Raw genomic sequence first — 18,923 nt, 5'->3', positions numbered from 1 at the left:
ATCGTCCGTAAGCTGTGCCACGTCAGCAGGACGACCGGGCAGCGGGGTGGACATGGCGATGATGCGGCTCCGGCGCGAGGACCCGCGTGTCGTCGGCTCGTTCAGGCTGCACCGGCGGCTCGGCGCCGGCGGCATGGGTGTGGTCTACCTGGGGTCCGACCGGCGCGGGCAGCGCGTCGCCCTCAAGGTGATCCGGCCGGACCTGGCCGAGGACCAGGAGTTCCGCTCCCGGTTCGCGCGGGAGGTGTCCGCGGCCCGGCGGATCCGCGGCGGGTGCACCGCGCGCCTCGTTGCCGCCGACCTGGAGGCCGAGCGGCCGTGGTTCGCCACCCAGTACGTGCCCGGACCGTCGCTGCACGACAAGGTGGCCGAGGACGGCCCCCTCACCGCCGCCCAGATCGCCGCGATCGGCGCCGCCCTGTCGGAGGGGCTGGTCGCCGTGCACGAGGCGGGCGTCGTGCACCGGGACCTCAAGCCTTCGAACATCCTGCTGTCGCCCAAGGGGCCGCGGATCATCGACTTCGGCATCGCCTGGGCCACCGGCGCCAGCACCCTCACCCACGTCGGCACCGCCGTGGGCTCCCCCGGGTTCCTCGCGCCCGAGCAGGTGCGCGGCGCGGCCGTCACCCCCGCCACCGACGTCTTCGCGCTGGGCGCCACCCTCGCGTACGCGGCGACCGCCGACTCGCCCTTCGGGCACGGCAGTTCCGAGGTGATGCTGTACCGCGTGGTGCACGAGGAGCCGCACCTGGTCGGCGTCCCCGACGCGCTCGCGCCGCTCGTACGGGCCTGCCTGGCCAAGGACCCGGAGGACCGGCCCACCACGCTCCAGCTGTCGATGCGGCTGAAGGAGATCGCGGCCCGCGAGGCGCAGGGCCTGTCCGACGGGCGTCCTCCGGCGCAGCGGGTGCCGCGGACCGACCTGCCGACGGGGCGGCTGCCGCAGCCGTACCCGGACGAGCGGACGGACCGGGCCGAGCGGCAGGAGCGGCGGGAGCGGCGCACGGGCGGCACGCCGACGCCGCAGGCGGCGGGCAAGGCCGCCGCCGGCCGGGTTCCGGCAGGCGGCCCGTCCTCCCGCCCCTCCTCGCCGCGGAACCCGGGCGGTCCGTCGTCACGGCCGACGGCAGGGCGTTCGGGCAGCCGCCCGGCACCCCGTACGACGGGGGCGGGGCGCCGGCCCTCACGGCCGGACCCGCGGCTCATGCGGCAGCGGCTGATCGTGTTCGTCGTGGTGACGCTGATCGTGGCCCTGGGCATCGCCGCCGCGCAGAAGCTCTGAAGGCGGCCGCAGCCCGGCGGGCCGGTCGGGTCAGGCCTTGGGACGGGTCGCGTAGAAGGCCACCGCGGAGGCCGCGGCCACGTTGAGGGAGTCGATGCCCTCGGCCATCGGGATCCGCACCCATTCGTCGGCGGCCCGCAGTGCGTGCGTCGACAGGCCGTGCCCCTCCGAGCCCAGCATGATCGCGCACCGTTCGAAGCGCTCCGGCGGGACCTGGTCCAGCGGCGTGGCCTTCGGACTCGGCGTCATGGCCAGGATGCGGTAGCCCGCCTCCCGGACCTTCTCCAGGTCCGCGGGCCACTGGTCGAGACGCGCGTACGGCACCGAGAACACCGATCCCATGGACACCTTGATGGCCCGCCGGTACAGCGGGTCGGCGCAGTCCGGGGACAGGAGTATCGCGCTGATGCCGAGGGCGGCGGCGCTGCGGAACGCGGCACCCAGGTTGGCGTGGTCGACGAACCCCTCGAACACCGCGATGCGCTGCCCGGTCCCCTCCCCCGCCAGCAGCTCCGACGCCTCGGGCAGCGGCTTGCGCTGCATCGAGGCGAGGGCGCCGCGGTGCACGTGGTAGCCGGTCACCCGCTCGGCGAGCTCCGGGCTGACGGCGTAGACCGGGGCGGGCAGCTCGTCCATGACGTCGCGCATGACGTCGACCCACTTCGCGGACAGCAGCATCGAGCGCATCTCGAACCCGGCGTCCTTCGCCCGTCTGATGACCTTCTCGCCCTCGGCGATGAACAGGCCCTCCTCGGGTTCGCGGCGGCGCCGCAGCTCCACGTCGGTCAGGCCGGTGTAGTCGCGCAGGCGCGGGTCGTCGGGGTCTTCGACGGTGATGAGATCAGCCACAGGGTGATACTGCCTTGTCCTGGGTGCGGTGCCAACGTCCCTGCCGGGCGCCGGGGGTTCAGTGGGTCGGGGGCGTGGGGCCGGCCTCCGCGACCCGTACGACGTCGCCGATGACGATGACGGCGGGCGGGCGGACGTCCTCGGTACGCACCCGCTCGCCGACCGTGGCCAGCGTGGCGTCGACGCGCCGCTGGGCGGCGGTCGTGCCCTCCTGGACGACGGCGACCGGGGTGTCGGCCGGGCGGCCGTGGCGGACCAGGGCCTCGGCGATCAGACCGATCTTGTCGACGCCCATGAGGACCACCAGGGTGCCGGTGAGCTTGGCCAGCGAGGCCCAGTCCACCAGGGACCGCGGGTCGTCGGGACCGACATGCCCGCTGACCACGGTGAACTCGTGGGCGACGCCCCGGTGCGTGACCGGGATGCCGACGGCGGCGGGCACGGAAATGGAGCTGGAGATGCCGGGCACGACCGTGCAGGGGATGCCCGCCTCGGCGAGCGCCTGGAGCTCCTCCATCCCCCGTCCGAAGACGTACGGGTCCCCGCCCTTCAGCCGGACCACGGCCTTGCCGGCCTTGGCGTGCTCGATCAGGGCGTTGTTGATGGCCTCCTGGGCCATGTAGCGCCCGTACGGGATCTTCGCCGCGTCGATCACCTCGACGTGCGGCGGTAGTTCGTCGAGCAGATCACGCGGCCCAAGCCGGTCGGCGATGACGACATCGGCCTCGGCGAGCAGCCGGCGCCCGCGGACGGTGATCAGGTCCGGGTCGCCCGGGCCGCCGCCGACGAGCGCGACGCGCGGCGCGCCCTGGGGCCGGCTGCGGTGGGCAGGCGCGGCAAGGCTGCCGTCGCGCAGCCCCTCGACCACCGCATCGCGCACGGCGGCGGAACGGCGCGGGTCGCTCCCGGTGAGCACGGCCACCGTGACACCCTCCACGCGGCCGGTGGCCGGGGTCCAGGCGGTGGCGGCGGAGGCGTCGTCGGCGCGGACGCACCAGACCCGCTCGCGCTCGGCCTCGGCGGAGGCCTGCTCGTTGACCTCGCGGTGCTGGGTGGCGATCAGCACGTACCAGGCGTCGGCGAGGTCGCCGTCCCGGTAGCGGCGGCGCTCCCAGCGGATCTCGCCGGTCTCGGCCATCGCGTCGACGGAGGGGGTGGCCGACGGCGAAATGAGGAGGACGTCGGCACCGGCCGCGACGAGCGCCGGCAGCCGGCGCTGGGCGACCTGGCCGCCGCCGATGACGACGACGCGCCGGCCGGCGAGGCGGAGTCCTACGGGGTAGGCGGGGTGTGCCGGGTGTGCCATGGCGGTTGCGGCTCCTGGTGCGGCGGGTCTGCGGGCCGCTGCTGCGCTGGAGCGGCTTGTCTGGTCGTGCGGTTGAGTCGGCGTGACGTGCACTTTCGCTGTCCGGGTCCACGATAAGGCCCCCGCGCCCCGCGCCGACCCCGCCCCCCGCCGAACCCCGGGGCGGCGGCCCCGGACCCGTCCCGGACGGCACCCGGGCTCCGCCCGAACCTGCGCCTCAAGCGCCGGCGGGGCCGGATTGCCGGGCCGGATGCGGCGAGGCCGGATGGTGCGGGGGCCGGATCCGTCCGGCGGGGCCGACGGGTCCTGGCAGCGGCCGGGAAAACGGCGCCTGGCCCCGCCGGCGCGCGAGGCGTCGGGGGGCCAGGGTCGGCGGGCTCGGTCCGTCGGGCGGGGTTACTTCTCCGTGACGCCGGCCGAGTCGAAGGTGGCCACCTCGTGCATCGCGCGGGCCGCGCTCTGGACCAGCGGCAGGGCCAGCAGCGCGCCCGTGCCCTCGCCGAGGCGGAGGTCCAGGTCGACCAGCGGGCGCAGGCCCAGCTTGTTCAGGGCGGCGACGTGCCCGGGCTCCGCGCTGCGGTGGCCGGCGATGCACGCCGAGAGGGCCTCGGGGGCGATGGCCCGGGCCACCAGCGCGGCCGCGCCGGCGCTGACGCCGTCGAGGATCACCGGCGTGCGCAGGGAGGCGCCGCCGAGGATCATGCCGACGATCGCCGCGTGCTCCAGGCCGCCGATGGCCGCGAGGACGCCGATCGGGTCCGCCGGGTCGGGCTGGTGGAGTTCCAGGGCGCGCCGGACCACGTCGACCTTGCGGGCGTGCGTCTCGTCGTTGATGCCCGTGCCGCGGCCGGTGACCTCCGACGGGTCGGCGCCGGTGAACACCGAGATGAGGGCGGCGGACACCGTGGTGTTGGCGATGCCCATCTCGCCGGTCAGGAGGGCCTTGTTGCCGGCGGCGACGAGGTCGCGAGCCGTCTCGATGCCCACCTCGATGGCCGCGACGGCCTCCTCGCGGGTCATCGCGGGCCCCGCCGTGAGGTCGCCCGTGCCCGGGCGGACCTTGCGCGGCAGGAGGCCGGGGGTGGCCGGAACGTCGCCGGCGACGCCGACGTCGATCACGCAGACCTCGGCTCCGACCTGGTTGGCGAACGCGTTGCAGACCGCGCCGCCGCCCAGGAAGTTGGCGACCATCTGCGTGGTGACCTCCTGGGGCCACGGGGTGACGCCTTGGGCGTGGACGCCGTGGTCGCCGGCGAAGATCGCGACCGCCGCGGGCTCCGGGATCGGGGGCGGGCAGACCCGGGACAGGCCGGCCAGCTGCGCCGAGATGATCTCCAGCATGCCGAGGGCGCCGGCGGGCTTCGTCATCCGCTTCTGGCGCTCCCACGCCTCGCCGAGCGCCTTCGCGTCGAGCGGGCGGATGCTGGCGACGGTCTCGGAGAGCAGGTCGTGCGGTTCTTCGCCGGGCAGCGCGCGGCGCCCGTACGTCTCCTCGTGGACGACCCATGCCAGCGGTCGGCGCTGGGACCAGCCGGCCTGCGCCAGCTCGGGCTCGTCCGGGAACTCGTCGACGTAGCCGACGCACAGGTAGGCGACGACCTCCAGGTGCTCGGGGAGGCCCAGCTCGCGCACCATCTCGCGCTCGTCGAAGAAGCTGACCCAGCCGACGCCGAGGCCTTCGGCCCGCGCGGCGAGCCAGAGGTTCTCGACGGCGAGGGCGGAGGAGTACGGGGCCATCTGCGGCTGGGTGTGCCGGCCGAGGGTGTGGCGGCCGCCGCGGGTGGGGTCGGCGGTGACGACGATGTTGACCGGGGTGTCGAGGATGGCCTCGATCTTCAGTTCCTTGAACTGCTTGGCCCGGCCCTTGGGCAGCGACTTGGCGTAGGCCTCGCGCTGCCGCTGGGCGAGTTCGTGCATCGTCCGGCGGGTCTCGGCGGAGCGGATGACGACGAAGTCCCAGGGCTGGGAGTGGCCGACGCTGGGCGCGTGGTGGGCGGCCTCGAGGACGCGCAGCAGCACCTCGTGCGGGATCGGGTCGGTGCGGAAGCCGTTGCGGATGTCGCGGCGCTCGCGCATGACGCGCAGGACGGCCTCGCGCTCTGCTTCGGCGTAACCGGGGGCGGCCTCGCCCGGGGACGGCTCCGGCTCCACCGGACCGTCGGCGGCCGGCTCCCCGGCGGCGGGCTCGTCGCCGGCGGACTGCTCGGCCGGCGCGCCCTCGCCGGCCGGGGCCCCGGCGGCGGGGGCCGCCTCGGGCCGGGCCGCGGTGGCCTCGGCGGCAGCCGGCTCCTCGGCCGCGGCGGCCACGGCCTCGGGCGCGGTCTCGGCCGGCTGTGCCACGGCTTCCGCAGGCTGCGGCTGCGGCTGCGCCTCCGGCTCGGTCTGGACGGGGGCGCCGGGCTCCGCCACGGGGGCAGCGTCGGCCGCCGCGGCCTCGGCCACGGCTTCGGCTTCGGCTTCGACCCCGGCCACGGCTTCGGCGGCAACGGGCTCCACGGCCTCGGCGGGCTGGGCGGAGGCGGCCTCGGCGGGCTCCGCCGGGACCGCGACCGGGACCTCGGCCACGGGCTGCTCGGCCGCCGCGGCGGGCTCGGTCTGCGGCTGCGCCTGCGGGGCCTCGGGGCCCTCGGGGGCCGCCGGGACCTCGACGGCCTCGGGCGCGGCGGCGGGCTGCTCCGGCTGGGCCCCGGCAGCCTCGGCCGCGGGAACGGCCTCCGGCGCGGGAACGGCCTCGGCAGCAGGGGCGGGCTCCGCCACCGGGGCGGGCTGCGGCTGCTCCGCGGGCACGGGCTGCGGCTGCTCGGGCTGGGCCGCGGCGGCCTCGGCGGCGGCCGGCTGCTCGGGCACGACGGCCGCGACGGGCTGGGCGGCCTCGGCAGGCTGACCGGGCTGGGCGGCCTCGGCGGACTGGGCGGGCTCGCCGGGCTGGACCTGGGCCGCCTGGGGCTGGGGGGGCTGACCTCCCTGGGCGGCCTCGGCGGGCTGACCGGGCTCGGTGGGCTGGGCGGGCTCGCCGGGCTGACCGGGCTGGACCTGGGCCGCCTGGGGCTGGGCGGGCTGACCGGCCTGGGCGGGGACGACGGCCTCGGCGGCGGCCACGGGCTGGGCCACCGCGGGGGCCTGCTCCGCCGCCCACGGGGCGCCGGCCTGCGGCGGGATCTCGCCGAGCCGCGGTCCGGCGGGTACGCCGCCCTCCGTGCGCGGTACGTCGAGGTACTCGGGGCCGATGGTCGGCGGGCCCGCCTGGTGCATCGGCATCGGGGCCACCGGCGTGCCGGCCGGGGGCGTGGCGGTGGCGACCGGAGCGGGGACGCCCGGCATCGGGGCCATCGGAGCCGCGGGGGCCGTCGGAGCCGCGGGGGCCATCGGGGTGGCCGGCCCGCGGTCGGCGAGCGAGCGGACGACGCCGGTGGCCTCGGGGACGGGCGGGCCCATGTGCAGCGGCCGGCGGGCGGGGGCCACGGGCGGGACCGGGCCCAGCGGGGAGGCGGGGGCGCCCGTGGGCGGCGGTACGACGAGGCCGCCGAGGTCGAGGGCGCCGGAGTCGCGGCCGCCGGCCTCGTGCGCGCCGAGGGTGTACGCGGCCTCGCCCGCGGCCGGGTCGGGGAAGCCGGGGGCGGAATGGCCGGGCTCCGCGTACCCGGCCTGCGCCTGGGCGAGGGCCTGCGCCTGTGCCTGGGCCTGCGCCTGGGCGTCGGCGTAGTCGGAGTAGTCGGCGTAGGGCGCGTCGCCGTACGGGGCCCCGACGGTCTCGACGGGGAAGACGGGCGCCGGCGGGACGATCTGCGGGTCGCTCCAGGCACCGCCCTGGCCGTGCCCGCTCGGCATCAGCAGCAGTTCCTCGTCCTCCGGCTCGGCCGGGTTGTCCACGAGGTCCTGGAAGGCGTAGCCCCCCGGGACGGGAGCGGGGACGGAGCCCGGATGCGGGACCGGAGCCGGAATGCCCTGCTGATCCACCATGCCCGCGTTGTCCGGGAGCCCCTCGCCCGGTACCTGGCCGGTGTCAGTCATGCGTACCCCTCGCCCATCGTGTTGCCTCTTCGATCGCCCGGCGCCCGCATGACCCAACGAGCGCGGTTGCCGTGCGACGCGTGCTGCGTGCGTACGTCCCCTGCGACAACCAGTAAGCATTGTCGCGCCCGTTCGCCACCCTGGCGGCCATTACCACCATGGTGTGCTGTGGACTGCGCCACGTCGCGCGTTTTGTTGTGCCGTCACCCCAGGACGTACCAGGGCAGTACGACGATCGGCCAGCCTACCGCGGCATCAGGGCTGGCGGATCACCGGGCGCTCGGCTGCCAGCAGGAACACGACGGAACGGTCCTGTTCGGTCCAGGTGCGGGTGTCCAGGCCGACGGACTGGAGCAGGGCGCATTCGACGGTGTAGCCGCCCTCGGCCAGGGCGCGCCCGATGGCTTCCGCTTCGTCGCGGGTGGAGGCGTGGCTGACGATCCGCTCGGGGCGGCGGTCCGCGACGGCGGCGACGACCGCGGCTCCCCCGCCGGCGACGCGGACGACGTCCGGTTCGGGGAGGTCCTCCAGGACGTGGGGGGCGCGCCCGGCGACGACTTGGAGCTGTACGCCGCGCGCGCGGGCGGCTGCGGTGGCGCGTTCGCAGGCGCGCGGGTCGGCGTCGACGGCGATGACGGCGGCGCCGAAGGCGGCGGCTTCCACGGCGAAGGCCCCGGAGCCGGATCCGATGTCCCAGACGAGGTCGCCGGTGCGCGGGCCGAGCCGGGCGAGCTGGGCGGCGCGCAGTGGGGCGGATTCCCCTTCCGCTGCGTGGGGCAGGGGGCGGGCCCAGCCGCGTTCGGCGGTGCGGGCGGGGTTCTGGCCGAGCAGCCAGGGCGGGTCGGCGGCGACGGTCCGGCCGCCGATGACGATGACGATGTTGGGGTTGCGCCAGACGTGGTCGGGGGCCTTGTCGGAGGTGACGACGGTGACCTGCTCGCGCTCGGTGCCGAGTTCCTCGCAGATGACGAAGGTGCGGTGGACCGGGCCGAGGAGCAGGGCGAGTTCGGCGGGGCCGGCGCCGGGCGAGGTGAGGACGGCGACCTTGCCGTGGGCGCGGCAGACGTTGACGGCGCGGCGCAGGGTGCGGGGGTGGGCGACGACGACCTGGGCGTCGTCCCAGGGCATGCCGGCGCGGGCGAAGGCGGCGGCGACCGAGGAGACGGCGGGGACGACCTCGACTTCGAGGCCGTGCTCGGGGGCGCGCAGGGTGCGGACGGCGCCGAAGAAGCCGGGGTCGCCGTCGGCGAAGACGACGGCGCTGCCGCGGTGGCCGGCGATGCGGCGGGCGGCGAGGTCGAGGCTGCCGAGGCGGATGCGTTCGGCGGCGGGCGGGACCTCGGGGAGTGCGAGGTGGTGGGCGGCGCCGGCCACGAGGGTGGCGGCCGAGAGCGCGGAGCGGGCGGCCGCGGTCAGGGGGGAGCCGTCCCAGCCGATCACCGTGACCCGGTCGGCCATCGTCGTCTGTCTCCTGCTGGGGTGGGGGGCGGGCGAGGTTTCTTCGGGGGCCGGGCAGGTCGAGACTACCCGGCCGCCGGTTCAGTTCCAGTCGGCGCAGACGCGGTGGCCGCCTGCGTCGGCCCGGTTCACGACGGCGCGTCCGTAGCCGTCCTGGTCGCCGAATTCGTCCGCGTCCTCCAGGTCTTCCGGGAGGAGGCTCCAGACGATGAGGTCGGTGCGGGTGCCGGTCCAGGTGCCGTCGGCGTCCTGGGTGCGCACTATCCACGCGTTGCGCAGGACGCCTTCGCTGATGCAGCCGATCTTCTGGGCGACCTGCTGGGAGGCGGTGTTGTCGGCGGCGGTGCGGATTTCGAGGCGTTCGAAGCGCTGGTCGCGGAAGAGCCACTGGGCGACGGCGAGGACGCACTCGCTGGCGTAGCCCTCGCCGCGGGCCCAGGGGGCGGTGACGTAGCCGACCTCGGTGGTGCGGGTGCGCCAGTCGGTGTTCTTCAGGTGCACGCTGCCGACGAGGCGCTGGGTGAGGAACTCGGTGACGGCGAAGGCGATGCCGCGGCCCTCGGTGCGTTCGGCGCGGGAGTGCCGGGTGGCCCAGGCGTGGGCGTCGGCGTGGGTGTACGGGTGCGGCAGGGAGGTCCAGGCCGTGACCTGCTCGTCGTTCATCATCTCGGCGAGCGCGGTGACGTCTTCCACGTCGAAGGGGCGCAGCACCAGCCGGTCCGTGCTGATGGTGACGTCCGGGAAGGTGGTAGTCATGCGCAGCTCCATGCCTGAGAGGTGGGGCGACCGTGGTGCGGGACCGAATGTGCGACGGCGCCGTCGTGCGGGCCGTCCAGCCACAGCATGCAGCATCGCCCGGCGGATGCGCATGGCCGCCCCTGCCCGGAAGCGGGCAGGCCTCGGCCCCGCGCGCCGGGGAGGGCGTGCGGGGCCGTGTGCGCTGGTGGCGCGGGGTGCGCCGGGTGTGGTGGGTGCGGTGGGAACCGCGGGTCAGGAGGCCGGGGTTCCGGCGGCGGGGACCACCGAGCCCTGGTACTTCTCCTCGATGAACTTCCTGACCTCTTCGGAGCCGAGGAGCCGGGCGAGCTTCTCGATCCGCGGGTCCTTCTCGTTGCCGGCCTTGACCGCGAGGAAGTTGGCGTACGGGTTGCCCTCGGCCTTCTCCAGGGCCAGGGCCTCCTTGGCGGGCGAGAGCTTGGCCTCGAGGGCGTAGTTGCCGTTGATGACGGCGGCGTCGACGTCGTTCAGGGCGCGCGGGACGGTGGCGGCCTCCAGCTCCTTGAACTCCAGGCCCTTCTTGTCGGTGATGTCGGACAGCTTGGCGCTGGTGCCGACGCCTTCCTTGAGGGTGATCAGGTTGTTCGCGGCGAGGAGCTGGAGGGCGCGGCCCTCGTTGGTGGTGTCGTTGGGGACGGCGATGGTCTGGCCGGGCTTGATGTCGGCGAGGGCCTTGACCTTCTTGGAGTACAGGCCGAGGGGCTCCAGGTGCACGTTCACGACGGGCACGATGTGGGTGCCGTTCTTCTTGTTGAAGTCGTCGAGGTACGGCTTGTGCTGGAAGTAGTTCGCGCCGACCTGGCCCTGCTCGGTGGCGGTGTTCGGCAGGACGTAGTCCGTGAACTCCTTGACCTCCAGCTTGAGGCCTTCCTTGGCGGCGAGCTTGTCCCTGACGAAGTTCAGGATGTCGGCGTGCGGGCTCGGGGAGGCCGCGACGACGAGGGGCTTGGTCTCGTCGGCCTTGCCGTCGGCCTTCGCGGAGGACGGGTCCGAGGCGCTGCCGCAGGCGGTGAGGCCCAGGGCGAGCGCGGCGGAGGCGGCGGCGACGGCGGTGGGCTTAGTGTTCTTACGCACGAAGAGTGCCTTTCATGTGGTGCAAGTGCGCGAGGGTGCGCGGGTCTTGCGGGTGGTGGCCCAAGCACGACAAGTGCGGGCTCTGTGGGGTGGGGGGTCTGTGGGGGTGGCGGGTCCGGGCGCCGGTCCGTGTGCCGGTCCGGGTGGCGGTCAGGCCGTGCGGCCCCGGCGGGCGAGGAGGCGGACCACGCCGTCGCCGATGAGCTGGATCAACGTGACGATGGCGATCAGGATCACGACGGTGGCGATCATGAATCCGGTCTCGAAGCGCTGGAAGCCGTAGGTGACGGCCTTGGAGCCGAGGCCCTCGCCGCCGACCGCGCCGGCCATGGCGGAGTAGCCGACGAGGGTGATGAGGGTGGTGGTGACGCCGGCGACCAGCGAGGGCAGGGCCTGCGGGAGGAGCACCTTGCCGACGATGGTCGGGATGCCGCCGCCCATGGACTCGACGGCTTCGACGAGGCCGTGGTCCACCTCGCGGACGGCCGTCTCGACCAGGCGGGCGAAGAAGGGGATCGCGCCGATGGCGAGCGGGACGATCATCGCGGTGGGGCCGATGAAGGTGCCGACGACGGCGGTGGTGACCGGGATCAGGGCGATCAGCAGGATGATGAACGGCAGCGAGCGGCCGATGTTCACGATCACGCCGATGGCCTTGTTGAGCGGCCGGTTCTGGAGGAGGCCGCCCTTGTCCGTGAGGACGAGCAGGATCCCGAGGGGCAGTCCGCCGAGGACGGTGACCAGGGTGGACCACAGGACCATGTAGAGGGTGTCGTACGTGCCCTGGGTGAGCAGGGGCTGCATCTCGGACCAGGTCACTGGGCACCATCCTTGACGAGCTGGGCGAGCTCGGCGTCTGCGTCTTCGGCGGCTGCGGCTGCGGCTGCCGCTGCGGGGGTGTCGGCGGCGGCGAGCTCGACCTGGAGGCCCTGTTCGCGCAGGAAGCCCACCGGGACGACGTTGTCCTCGTAGCGGCCGGGGAGTTCGATGCGCATGCGGCCGATCTGGCGGCCGGCGACGGTGTCCATCGCGGCGCCGAGGATCGAGATGTCGATGTTGTACGTGCGCGACAGCTGGGAGATGACCGGCTGGGCGGCGGACTCGCCGTGGAAGGTGACGTCGACGACGGTGCGGTCGGGGCCGGTGGCGTCCCCGCTGACGGGGAACAGTTCGGCTGCGAGTTCGGAGCCCGGGGTCGCGAGCAGTTCGGCGACGGTGCCGGTCTCCACGATCCGGCCCTTCTTCATCAGGGCGGCGGAGTCGCAGACCGTCTTGACGACGTCCATCTCGTGCGTGATGAGCAGGACGGTCAGGCCGAGCCGGCGGTTGAGGTCGCGCAGCAGCTGGAGGATGGAGCGGGTGGTCTCGGGGTCCAGGGCGCTGGTGGCCTCGTCGGACAGGAGCACCTTGGGGTCGCCGGCGAGGGCGCGGGCGATGCCGACGCGCTGCTTCTGGCCGCCGGAGAGCTGGCCGGGGTAGGCCTTGGCCTTGTCGGCGAGGCCGACGAGGTCGAGGAGTTCGAGGGCCCTGCGGGAGCGCTCGCGGCGGGGGTGGCCGAGGATCTCCAGGGGGAGTTCGATGTTGGCCTGGACGGTGCGCGAGGACAGCAGGTTGAAGTGCTGGAAGACCATGCCGATGCGGCTGCGGGCCTCGCGGAGCTCGCGGCCGGCGCGGCGGCCGCGGCCGGCCAGCGCCGTGAGGTCGACGCCGTCGACGGTCACGGTGCCGGAGGTGGGGCGCTCGAGCAGGTTGACGCAGCGGATGAGGGAGGACTTGCCGGCGCCGCTCTGGCCGATGACTCCGAAGACCTCGCCCTCGCGGACGTGGAGGTCGACGCCGTCCAGGGCGGTGACCTCGCGGCCGCGGGACTGGTAGACCTTGGTGAGGCCCGATGTGGTGATCACAGGAATTCCGTCGCTGTCGAGTGCGCGGCGCAGACTGGTGCCGGCCGGGCACGGGGCAAACATCTGGGCGCGATACGGGTCGAACCGGAAGGTTTCGGCGGTTTCCACGCATGCGCGGGGCGGGAGCTATCCGTTCCGTTTCCTGGCGCTGCCGTGCAGCGGCGGGCCGGACGGGCTCGGCCGGTCTCGCTTCGGGGCGCGAGACGGGAGGAGAGGGGCCCTCAGAAGGCGCACATTCGACACATACAACGAGCACCGGGCGTCATCGTCGCCTCGGTCGCAAGGGTGCGGCTGCTCGTCGTGGTCATGGGCCCCAGTAAAGCAGACATGTCCCTTGTGCGATCAAAGTTGTCCGGATAGCGGACACGTTTCGGCCGCATACCGGACACCGCCGGCCTGTCCCCATCCCCGCCAGAGGGGCCCGTCCGGCCATGCCGACCTGCGCGGACGCGCCGCGGGCCGGGTGCGCGCCGAGGGGCCGCGCCGGCGCGAGACGGGGCCGTCCTGTGGTCAAGACCACTGCCCGGCCCGGCGCGAGGCACGCGGGCCGAGCGCGGGGGCGGGGGCAGTCGGCAGGGCGGCCCGTACTACGCTCGCTGCATGCTCGACGCCCTGACGGTCGCCCTCGGCGCGGCCGCCCTCGCCCTCGCCGCCTGGTGCGGCTTCGCCGCGCTGCGGGACCAGCCGACCAAGGACTGGCACTTCATCGGCATGGGCGTGGTGAGCCTGCTGGCCCTCGCCCAGCTGGTGGTCGCCGTGGTCAGCCTGGCCCGGGGCGGGAAGCCCGACGAGGGTTCGGTGATCTTCGTGGCGTACCTGCTGGGCGCCTTCGCCGCGGTCCCGGCCGCCGGGCTGCTCTCGCTGACCGAGCGGACCAAGTGGGGTTCGGTGACGGTGGCCGCCGGCGCAGTCGTCCTCGCCGTGCTCGAAGTACGGCTCTACGACATCTGGGGGACCCCCGGTGCCTGACACCGACATGACCACCGAGCCGGCCGGCGGGGCCGCCCCCGCGGCGCGCAGGCGGCTGGTGTCCGGTCCCGGGCTGCTGCTGGTCTGGGTGTACGGCGTGATCACGGTCGGCGCGGTCTCGCGCTCCGTCTACCAGATGTCCACCGAGTTCGACCGGGCGCCGCTGCCGTACACGCTGACCGGCCTGGCCGCACTGGTCTACTGCTTCATCACGTACTCGCTGGTGCGCGGCGGGGAGACCGCCCGCAGGGCGGCGCGACTGTGCTGCGCCGCCGAGCTCGCGGGCGTGCTGGTGGTGGGGACGTGGACGCTGGTGCGTCCCGAGGCCTTCCCCGACTCCACGGTGTGGTCGCAGTTCGGGATGGGGTACCTGTTCATCCCGGTGATCCTGCCGGTCACCGGGATGCTCTGGCTGCGCGTCAGGCGCTGACCGCGAAGTCGGCGGCGCCCGCCTCCTTCTCCAGGATGAGCAGCTTCACGCCGTCGCCGGCGGTGCGTCCGCCGACCTGTACGTAGCCGGCGTTGCGGTAGAGGCTCAGGTTGGACTCGCTCTTGTGGCCGGTGTGCAGGCGGAAGCGGGCCGGGGCCCCGTCGTTCGCCGCGAGGGCCTCCTCCACGGCGCGCAGCAGGCGGGCGCCGAGGCCGTGGCCCTGCATCCGCGGGTGGACGCAGAGCTTGGCGATCCGGCCGGTGCCCTCCCCGTCGATGCTGCCGCGTACGGCGCCGACCACCTCGTCGCCGAGCCGGGCGACGAGCACGGTGTCGGCCGCGAGTTCCGCCTTGAGGGAGTCCAGGGTCTGGGTGAGCGGTTGGATGCGGTAATTGCCGTACAGCTCGGCCTCGCGCTGGAAGGCCAGGTACTGGAGTTTGAGGATCTGCTCGCCGTCCTCTTCGACCGCCGCCGAAATGGTCACGCTCATGCCCATATGCGCACGCCTCCTGCTCACCTGGTAGCCCGTTGGTCTACCGCTCCCTTCCCCGAAGGCGAGGAGCCGCAACCTCCGACGCGAGCATTCTGCGCAGACATCCCAGGCAGCGGGAACGGACCGGCCCCAAGCTGCCTTGTGAGATACCCAACTCCCCTGCGATTTCACGGTACGTCAAGTCTCTGGGCGACAGAAGTGCCTGCATGAGCTCCGGACAGCGTCCGGGCAACCGGGCGACAGCCGATCGGAGTGCCCGCCTCTCCTCCCGGTGCAGCAGAGCCTCTTCGGGGGCGGCGCCCGCGTTCCCCGGGCGACAGCCGTCCACGGAGTGATGGCGGTGGCCGTACGGGATCTCCCGGCGGGCGCGGCGCCGGGCGACGCGGGCCTCGGCGCGCACCGCCCGGCGCAGCCAGCGGGCCGGCTCGGCGGGGGCGGGGCCGCGTTCCAGCAGCCTGACCCAGACGGCCTGTTCCAGGTCGGCCGCGTCCACGCCGGCGCCGGGGGCCTCTGCGGCCGCCTCGGCGGAGAGCAGCGGCCCCAGTTGGTTCAGCAGATCGGAGTCCTTCAGCAGGTCCATGCCGGGCGGGACGCGCGGGCCGTGCCGGGCGGTTTCCCCGCCCGGCACAGCTCACCCGAAGGCGATGTTCCGGTCGCTGGTTGACGCCTGCCGCCGTCGCGGCGAGGCCGCTTAGCGTCCGCGGCCGGGGCGGAAGGCCTCCGCCGCAAGCAGCCCGGTGTCCGGGTTGTCGGTGAAGATGCCGTCGATGCCCTGCTCGAAGTACGTCCGGAAGGCGCCGAAGGCGTCGCCGTAGGCCGCCGGGTCGGTGCCCTTGCGGTACTCGGCGGGCAGGAAGCTGTTCTCGTTGCGCGCGGTGTAGGGGTGCAGCACCAGGCCCTGCGCGTGGGCGTCCTTGACCAGGGTGGTCGGGGTGCCGAGCCGGCCGGCCGCGTCGCGCGGCACGATCAGGTCCAGGGTGGGGCCGATGCCCTGGGCGAAGCCGGCGATCCACTTCAGGCCCTCGGGCTTGACCAGGTCCGCGACCGTGCGCGGGTCATTGGCCTGTTCGAAGTCCCAGGGGCGGGTGCCCGCGGCGCCCAGCAGGACCACGCGCGGTGCCGCCACCAGCCGGGCGAGGCGCTGGAGGCTGGACGGCTCGAAGGACTGGAGGAAGACCGGGGCGCCCCGGCCGTCGCGGCCGTAGCGGCGCAGCAGGCGGGCGAGGGGCTCCTCCAGGCCGAGGCCGAGGGACCGGAAGTGGCTGGGGTGCTTGGTCTCGACGTGCAGCCAGACACGCTTGCCGCGCCGCTTGCCCTCCCGGTCGGCCCAGCGCAGCACCTCCTCGAAGGTGGGCACCTCCCAGCGGCCGTCGTAGAGGGTGCCCCGCTGGCGCAGGGCGGGGATGCGCTCCTTGGCGCGGAGGGTCTTCAGCTCGGCGAGGGTGAAGTCCTCGGTGAACCAGCCGGTGACCGCGACCCCGTCGACGGTCTTGGTGGTGCGCCGGGAGGCGAACTCGGGGTGGTCGGCAACGTCCGTGGTACCGCCGATCTCGTTCTCGTGCCGGCACACCAGGTGGCCGTCCCGGGTGGGCACGAGGTCCTGCTCGACGACGTCGGCGCCCAGGTCGAGGGCGAGGGCGTACGAGCCGAGGGTGTGCTCGGGCCGGTAGCCGCTGGCGCCGCGGTGGCCGATGACCAGCGGGACGGGCAGGTCCCGGTAGCCGCCGCCGTGGCGCGCCGCCTCCGCCTCCCCCGCCGCCGGGGACCCGGCCGGCTCGGCGGGCTCCGCCGCCTGCGCGGATCCGGCGCTGAGCCCGGCCATGCCGGCGCCCGCCGCCAGGACGGCCGCCCCCAGGACCGTACGCCGTGCTGCCCCACCCTGCGTCATGTGTGCCACTCCCGTCGTGTGAAGGGCCCGCGGCCCCTGGTCTGGCGGGTCCGGCGGCCCGGATCGGCCTGCCGATGGTAGACAGCAGCCGGTGGCGGGCAGGCGGGTGTCGGCCGAACATGGCTCAAACGTGCGTCAACACGAGGTTTCGACTTCGTGAACCCGATGTGCGAGCGGGCCTGACCCACGAGTATCGTCCTCACCTGCACGGCCGCCGTGTCGTGCGAAGCCGCTTCTCGATGCCGGAGGGCTCACGTTGTTCCGTACCGCGCTCATCAAGGCCACCGTCGGACCGGTCATGCGCATGTTGTTCCGCACCCGTGTGGAGGGCATCGAGAACATCCCCGGCTCCGGCCCGGTGATCCTGGCGGGCAACCACCTCACCTTCATCGACTCCATGATCCTGCCGCTGGTGTGCGACCGCACGGTCCACTTCATCGGCAAGGACGAGTACGTGACCGGCAAGGGCATCAAGGGCCGCGCCATGGCGTGGTTCTTCACCGGCGCCGGCATGATCCCGGTGGACCGGGACGGCGCCAACGGCGGCGTCGCCGCCCTCATGACCGGCCGCCGGATCCTGGAGGAGGGCAAGATTTTCGGCATCTACCCGGAGGGCACCCGCTCTCCCGACGGCCGCCTCTACCGCGGCCGCACCGGCATCGCCCGCCTGACCCTGATGACCGGCGCCCCCGTGGTCCCGTTCGCGATCGTCGGCACGGACAAGCTCCAGCCCGGCGGCAAGGGCATGCCCCGCCCGGGCCGGGTCACCATCCGCTTCGGCGAGGCGATGGAGTTCTCCCGCTACGAGGGCATGGACCGCGACCGCTACGTGCTGCGCGCCGTGACCGACTCGGTGATGGCCGAGGTCATGCGGCTGTCGGGGCAGGAGTACGTGGACATGTACGCCACGAAGGCGAAGGCCGCGTGACCCCCGGCCCTACTGCCGCTGGAGTGACCGGCTGACGCCCGCCGCGGTCGTCGTGGCGAGGATCCAGCCGGTCACGATCAACACGTACGACAGCCACTGGTACCAGCCCTGCGGGGCGAACGCCTGCTCCTGCCCGAAGCCGATGATCGGCAGCATCAGGTCGAGCGTGTAGAAGACCGGGTTGAACTCGGGGGCCTCGCCCGCCTTCAGCGGCGGGGGCGGCCGCAGCCCGTACGCGATCGACCCGGTCAGCAGCAGGGCCAGCAGCCAGCCCGCCGCGCGCAGCGGCCGGAACCCGTAGCCCACGGTGGCGTCCTGGAGCAGGCCCCACAGCCGGGTGTGCCGGGGCAGGGTGTGCCGGTGCCGGCGGAACTTGGCGAGCTGGACCGTACGGGCGCCCGCCTCGTCGCCGACGGTCCGGTAGGCGGCGGCGAGCTGCTCGTACGCGTAGGGCAGGTAGCCGTTCTCCTCGCGTTCCAGCAGCGGCAGCCGCTCCTCGGCGGGCAGGTGCGGGTGCAGCACCCGGTACGTGAGGCCCTCGGTACGGACCACGGGCGGCCAAGTGCCGGGTTCGGCGTAGAGCATGTCCAGCTGGCTGCGGCGCAGGTTGACGATGCCGTCGATGGCCGGGCATTTGCGGAGCCAGAACTCCCCGATCGCGCAGCTGCTGGCGCGCAGGGCCACCCCGTCCGGGTTGGCCAGCCGTGCGCGGGTGAGGATCAGCTGGCCGGGTATCCGGGCGCCGGTGAGGTTGACCATTCCCTCGGCCTCCAGCCGGTGGCCGCGCAAGTCGGTGCCGACGGAGACGGTCTCGGCGTGCAGGGCGATCCCGCCGGGGTGGATCAGCCTGGCCCGGTCCAGGCTGATCTGGCCGGCGACGGTGGCGCCGTTGATGCGGAGCTGGCCGTGGACGGTGAGCCCGTCGGCGATGATGTCGGTGCTTATTTCGGCGTGGTTGAGCTGGAGCGGGGGTTCGTCGGCCTCGTCGGGGAGGCTGCCGGGCCGGATCACCGCCTCCTGGAGGAAGAGCCCGCCGGCGATCCGCGCGCCGGCCAGCCGGACGGGGCCGCTGATCGTGCAGCGGGAGAGCCGCAGGACGACGTCCAACCGGACGGTGGCGGCCGTCAGGCCGGGCAGGGTGGAGTCGCCGAGGACGACGGCACGCAGCTGGGCGCCGTACATCATGGGCTTGCGTTCGAACCAGCAGGAGCGCATCCGGATGGGGTGGTCCACGACCGCGTACTTGAGGTCGAGCTTGCCGCTGATCCGGGCGCCGTACACCTTGAGGCCGGGGACCCGGCCGGGCTCGGTGGGGCCGCTGACCAGCAGGGCGCGCAGCACCTCCGCGCGTACGGTGCGCTCGGGGCCCCAGGAGGCGCCGTCCTGCGAGGACTCGTCGGGGCTCTCGCGAAAGTCGACGCCCTCGCCGCGCGGGAAGGCATCCCAGACGCGGCGCTCCGCCGGGGTCAGGTCGGTGATCTCCATCGCGGGATGGTGTCCCGCCCGTGATCATGGTGTCAACTCCGGGCGCGACACCGCCCCTTGGGCGGCGCG

At 74.2% G+C, this 18,923-nt stretch carries 16 protein-coding genes; 4 read left to right on the top strand and 12 right to left on the bottom strand.

From position 1 onward, the window contains the following. The first annotated feature begins 52 nt into the window (after window positions 1–52). A complete protein-coding gene (locus AC068A_RS06190) occupies window positions 53–1,282 on the top strand; it encodes a serine/threonine-protein kinase (RefSeq protein WP_478581383.1) in 1,230 nt (409 codons plus the stop codon). Window positions 1,283–1,312: 30 nt separating this feature from the next. Here AC068A_RS06190 and AC068A_RS06185 read toward each other — a convergent pair whose 3' ends face one another. The 8 genes from AC068A_RS06185 to AC068A_RS06150 all read right to left on the bottom strand — a co-directional run bounded on the left by AC068A_RS06185 (window position 1,313) and on the right by AC068A_RS06150 (window position 12,661). Next, window positions 1,313–2,131 (bottom strand): TrmH family RNA methyltransferase, encoded by an 819-nt coding sequence (locus tag AC068A_RS06185; protein ID WP_478581381.1) that lies wholly within the window; start codon window positions 2,129–2,131, stop codon window positions 1,313–1,315. 58 nt (window positions 2,132–2,189) lie between these two features. After that, on the bottom strand, window positions 2,190–3,437 hold the full coding sequence (cobA, locus tag AC068A_RS06180) for a uroporphyrinogen-III C-methyltransferase (protein ID WP_478581378.1): 1,248 nt from the start codon (window positions 3,435–3,437) through the stop codon (window positions 2,190–2,192). Window positions 3,438–3,833: 396 nt separating this feature from the next. After that, on the bottom strand, window positions 3,834–7,448 hold the full coding sequence (cobT, locus tag AC068A_RS06175; protein WP_478581375.1) for a nicotinate-nucleotide--dimethylbenzimidazole phosphoribosyltransferase: 3,615 nt from the start codon (window positions 7,446–7,448) through the stop codon (window positions 3,834–3,836). 255 nt (window positions 7,449–7,703) lie between these two features. Further along, on the bottom strand, window positions 7,704–8,906 hold the full coding sequence (cbiE, locus tag AC068A_RS06170) for a precorrin-6y C5,15-methyltransferase (decarboxylating) subunit CbiE (RefSeq protein WP_478581372.1): 1,203 nt from the start codon (window positions 8,904–8,906) through the stop codon (window positions 7,704–7,706). An 81-nt stretch (window positions 8,907–8,987) separates the two neighbouring features. After that, on the bottom strand, window positions 8,988–9,662 hold the full coding sequence (locus AC068A_RS06165) for a GNAT family N-acetyltransferase (RefSeq protein ID WP_478581370.1): 675 nt from the start codon (window positions 9,660–9,662) through the stop codon (window positions 8,988–8,990). Window positions 9,663–9,896: 234 nt separating this feature from the next. Next, the gene (locus AC068A_RS06160; RefSeq protein WP_478581367.1) at window positions 9,897–10,757 is read right to left on the bottom strand and encodes a MetQ/NlpA family ABC transporter substrate-binding protein; all 861 of its coding nucleotides are present in this window, start codon (window positions 10,755–10,757) and stop codon (window positions 9,897–9,899) included. A 150-nt stretch (window positions 10,758–10,907) separates the two neighbouring features. Further along, on the bottom strand, window positions 10,908–11,576 hold the full coding sequence (locus AC068A_RS06155) for a methionine ABC transporter permease (RefSeq protein ID WP_478581364.1): 669 nt from the start codon (window positions 11,574–11,576) through the stop codon (window positions 10,908–10,910). Next, complete coding sequence (locus tag AC068A_RS06150) at window positions 11,573–12,661, bottom strand: methionine ABC transporter ATP-binding protein (RefSeq protein WP_478581361.1); 1,089 nt, start codon at window positions 12,659–12,661, stop codon at window positions 11,573–11,575. Before AC068A_RS06150 ends, AC068A_RS06155 begins: the two co-directional genes overlap by 4 nt. 600 nt (window positions 12,662–13,261) lie before the next feature. Here AC068A_RS06150 and AC068A_RS06145 point away from each other — a divergent pair. Together AC068A_RS06145 and AC068A_RS06140 are read left to right on the top strand one after the other, a co-directional pair. Then, on the top strand, window positions 13,262–13,630 hold the full coding sequence (locus tag AC068A_RS06145; RefSeq protein ID WP_478581358.1) for a hypothetical protein: 369 nt from the start codon (window positions 13,262–13,264) through the stop codon (window positions 13,628–13,630). A gap of 7 nt (window positions 13,631–13,637) precedes the next feature. Further along, window positions 13,638–14,060 (top strand): hypothetical protein, encoded by a 423-nt coding sequence (locus AC068A_RS06140; protein ID WP_478581506.1) that lies wholly within the window; start codon window positions 13,638–13,640, stop codon window positions 14,058–14,060. On the opposite strand, the gene AC068A_RS06135 is transcribed toward AC068A_RS06140, so the two are convergent. The 3 genes from AC068A_RS06135 to AC068A_RS06125 all read right to left on the bottom strand — a co-directional run bounded on the left by AC068A_RS06135 (window position 14,050) and on the right by AC068A_RS06125 (window position 16,441). Further along, the gene (locus AC068A_RS06135; protein WP_478581355.1) at window positions 14,050–14,556 is read right to left on the bottom strand and encodes a GNAT family N-acetyltransferase; all 507 of its coding nucleotides are present in this window, start codon (window positions 14,554–14,556) and stop codon (window positions 14,050–14,052) included. The genes AC068A_RS06140 and AC068A_RS06135 overlap by 11 nt on opposite strands. Before the next feature lie 37 nt (window positions 14,557–14,593). Then, complete coding sequence (locus tag AC068A_RS06130) at window positions 14,594–15,133, bottom strand: sigma-70 family RNA polymerase sigma factor (RefSeq protein ID WP_478581352.1); 540 nt, start codon at window positions 15,131–15,133, stop codon at window positions 14,594–14,596. Window positions 15,134–15,244: 111 nt separating this feature from the next. Continuing rightward, window positions 15,245–16,441: a glycerophosphodiester phosphodiesterase gene (locus tag AC068A_RS06125; RefSeq protein WP_478581349.1), complete on the bottom strand. Its 1,197-nt coding sequence runs from the start codon at window positions 16,439–16,441 to the stop codon at window positions 15,245–15,247. 298 nt (window positions 16,442–16,739) lie between these two features. On the opposite strand from AC068A_RS06125, the gene AC068A_RS06120 reads away from it, so the two are divergent. After that, complete coding sequence (locus tag AC068A_RS06120) at window positions 16,740–17,369, top strand: lysophospholipid acyltransferase family protein (protein ID WP_478581503.1); 630 nt, start codon at window positions 16,740–16,742, stop codon at window positions 17,367–17,369. A gap of 9 nt (window positions 17,370–17,378) precedes the next feature. Here the strand turns inward: AC068A_RS06120 and AC068A_RS06115 are convergent, their stop codons facing one another. Beyond that, a complete protein-coding gene (locus AC068A_RS06115; protein ID WP_478581346.1) occupies window positions 17,379–18,854 on the bottom strand; it encodes a membrane-associated oxidoreductase in 1,476 nt (491 codons plus the stop codon). Between the last annotated feature and the right edge of the window lie 69 nt (window positions 18,855–18,923).

It is taken from the genome of Streptomyces sp. NPDC043854, from assembly GCF_056436005.1.
Note: the sequence above shows the minus strand (reverse complement) of the source record. Positions and strands in the feature narration are given on the sequence as shown.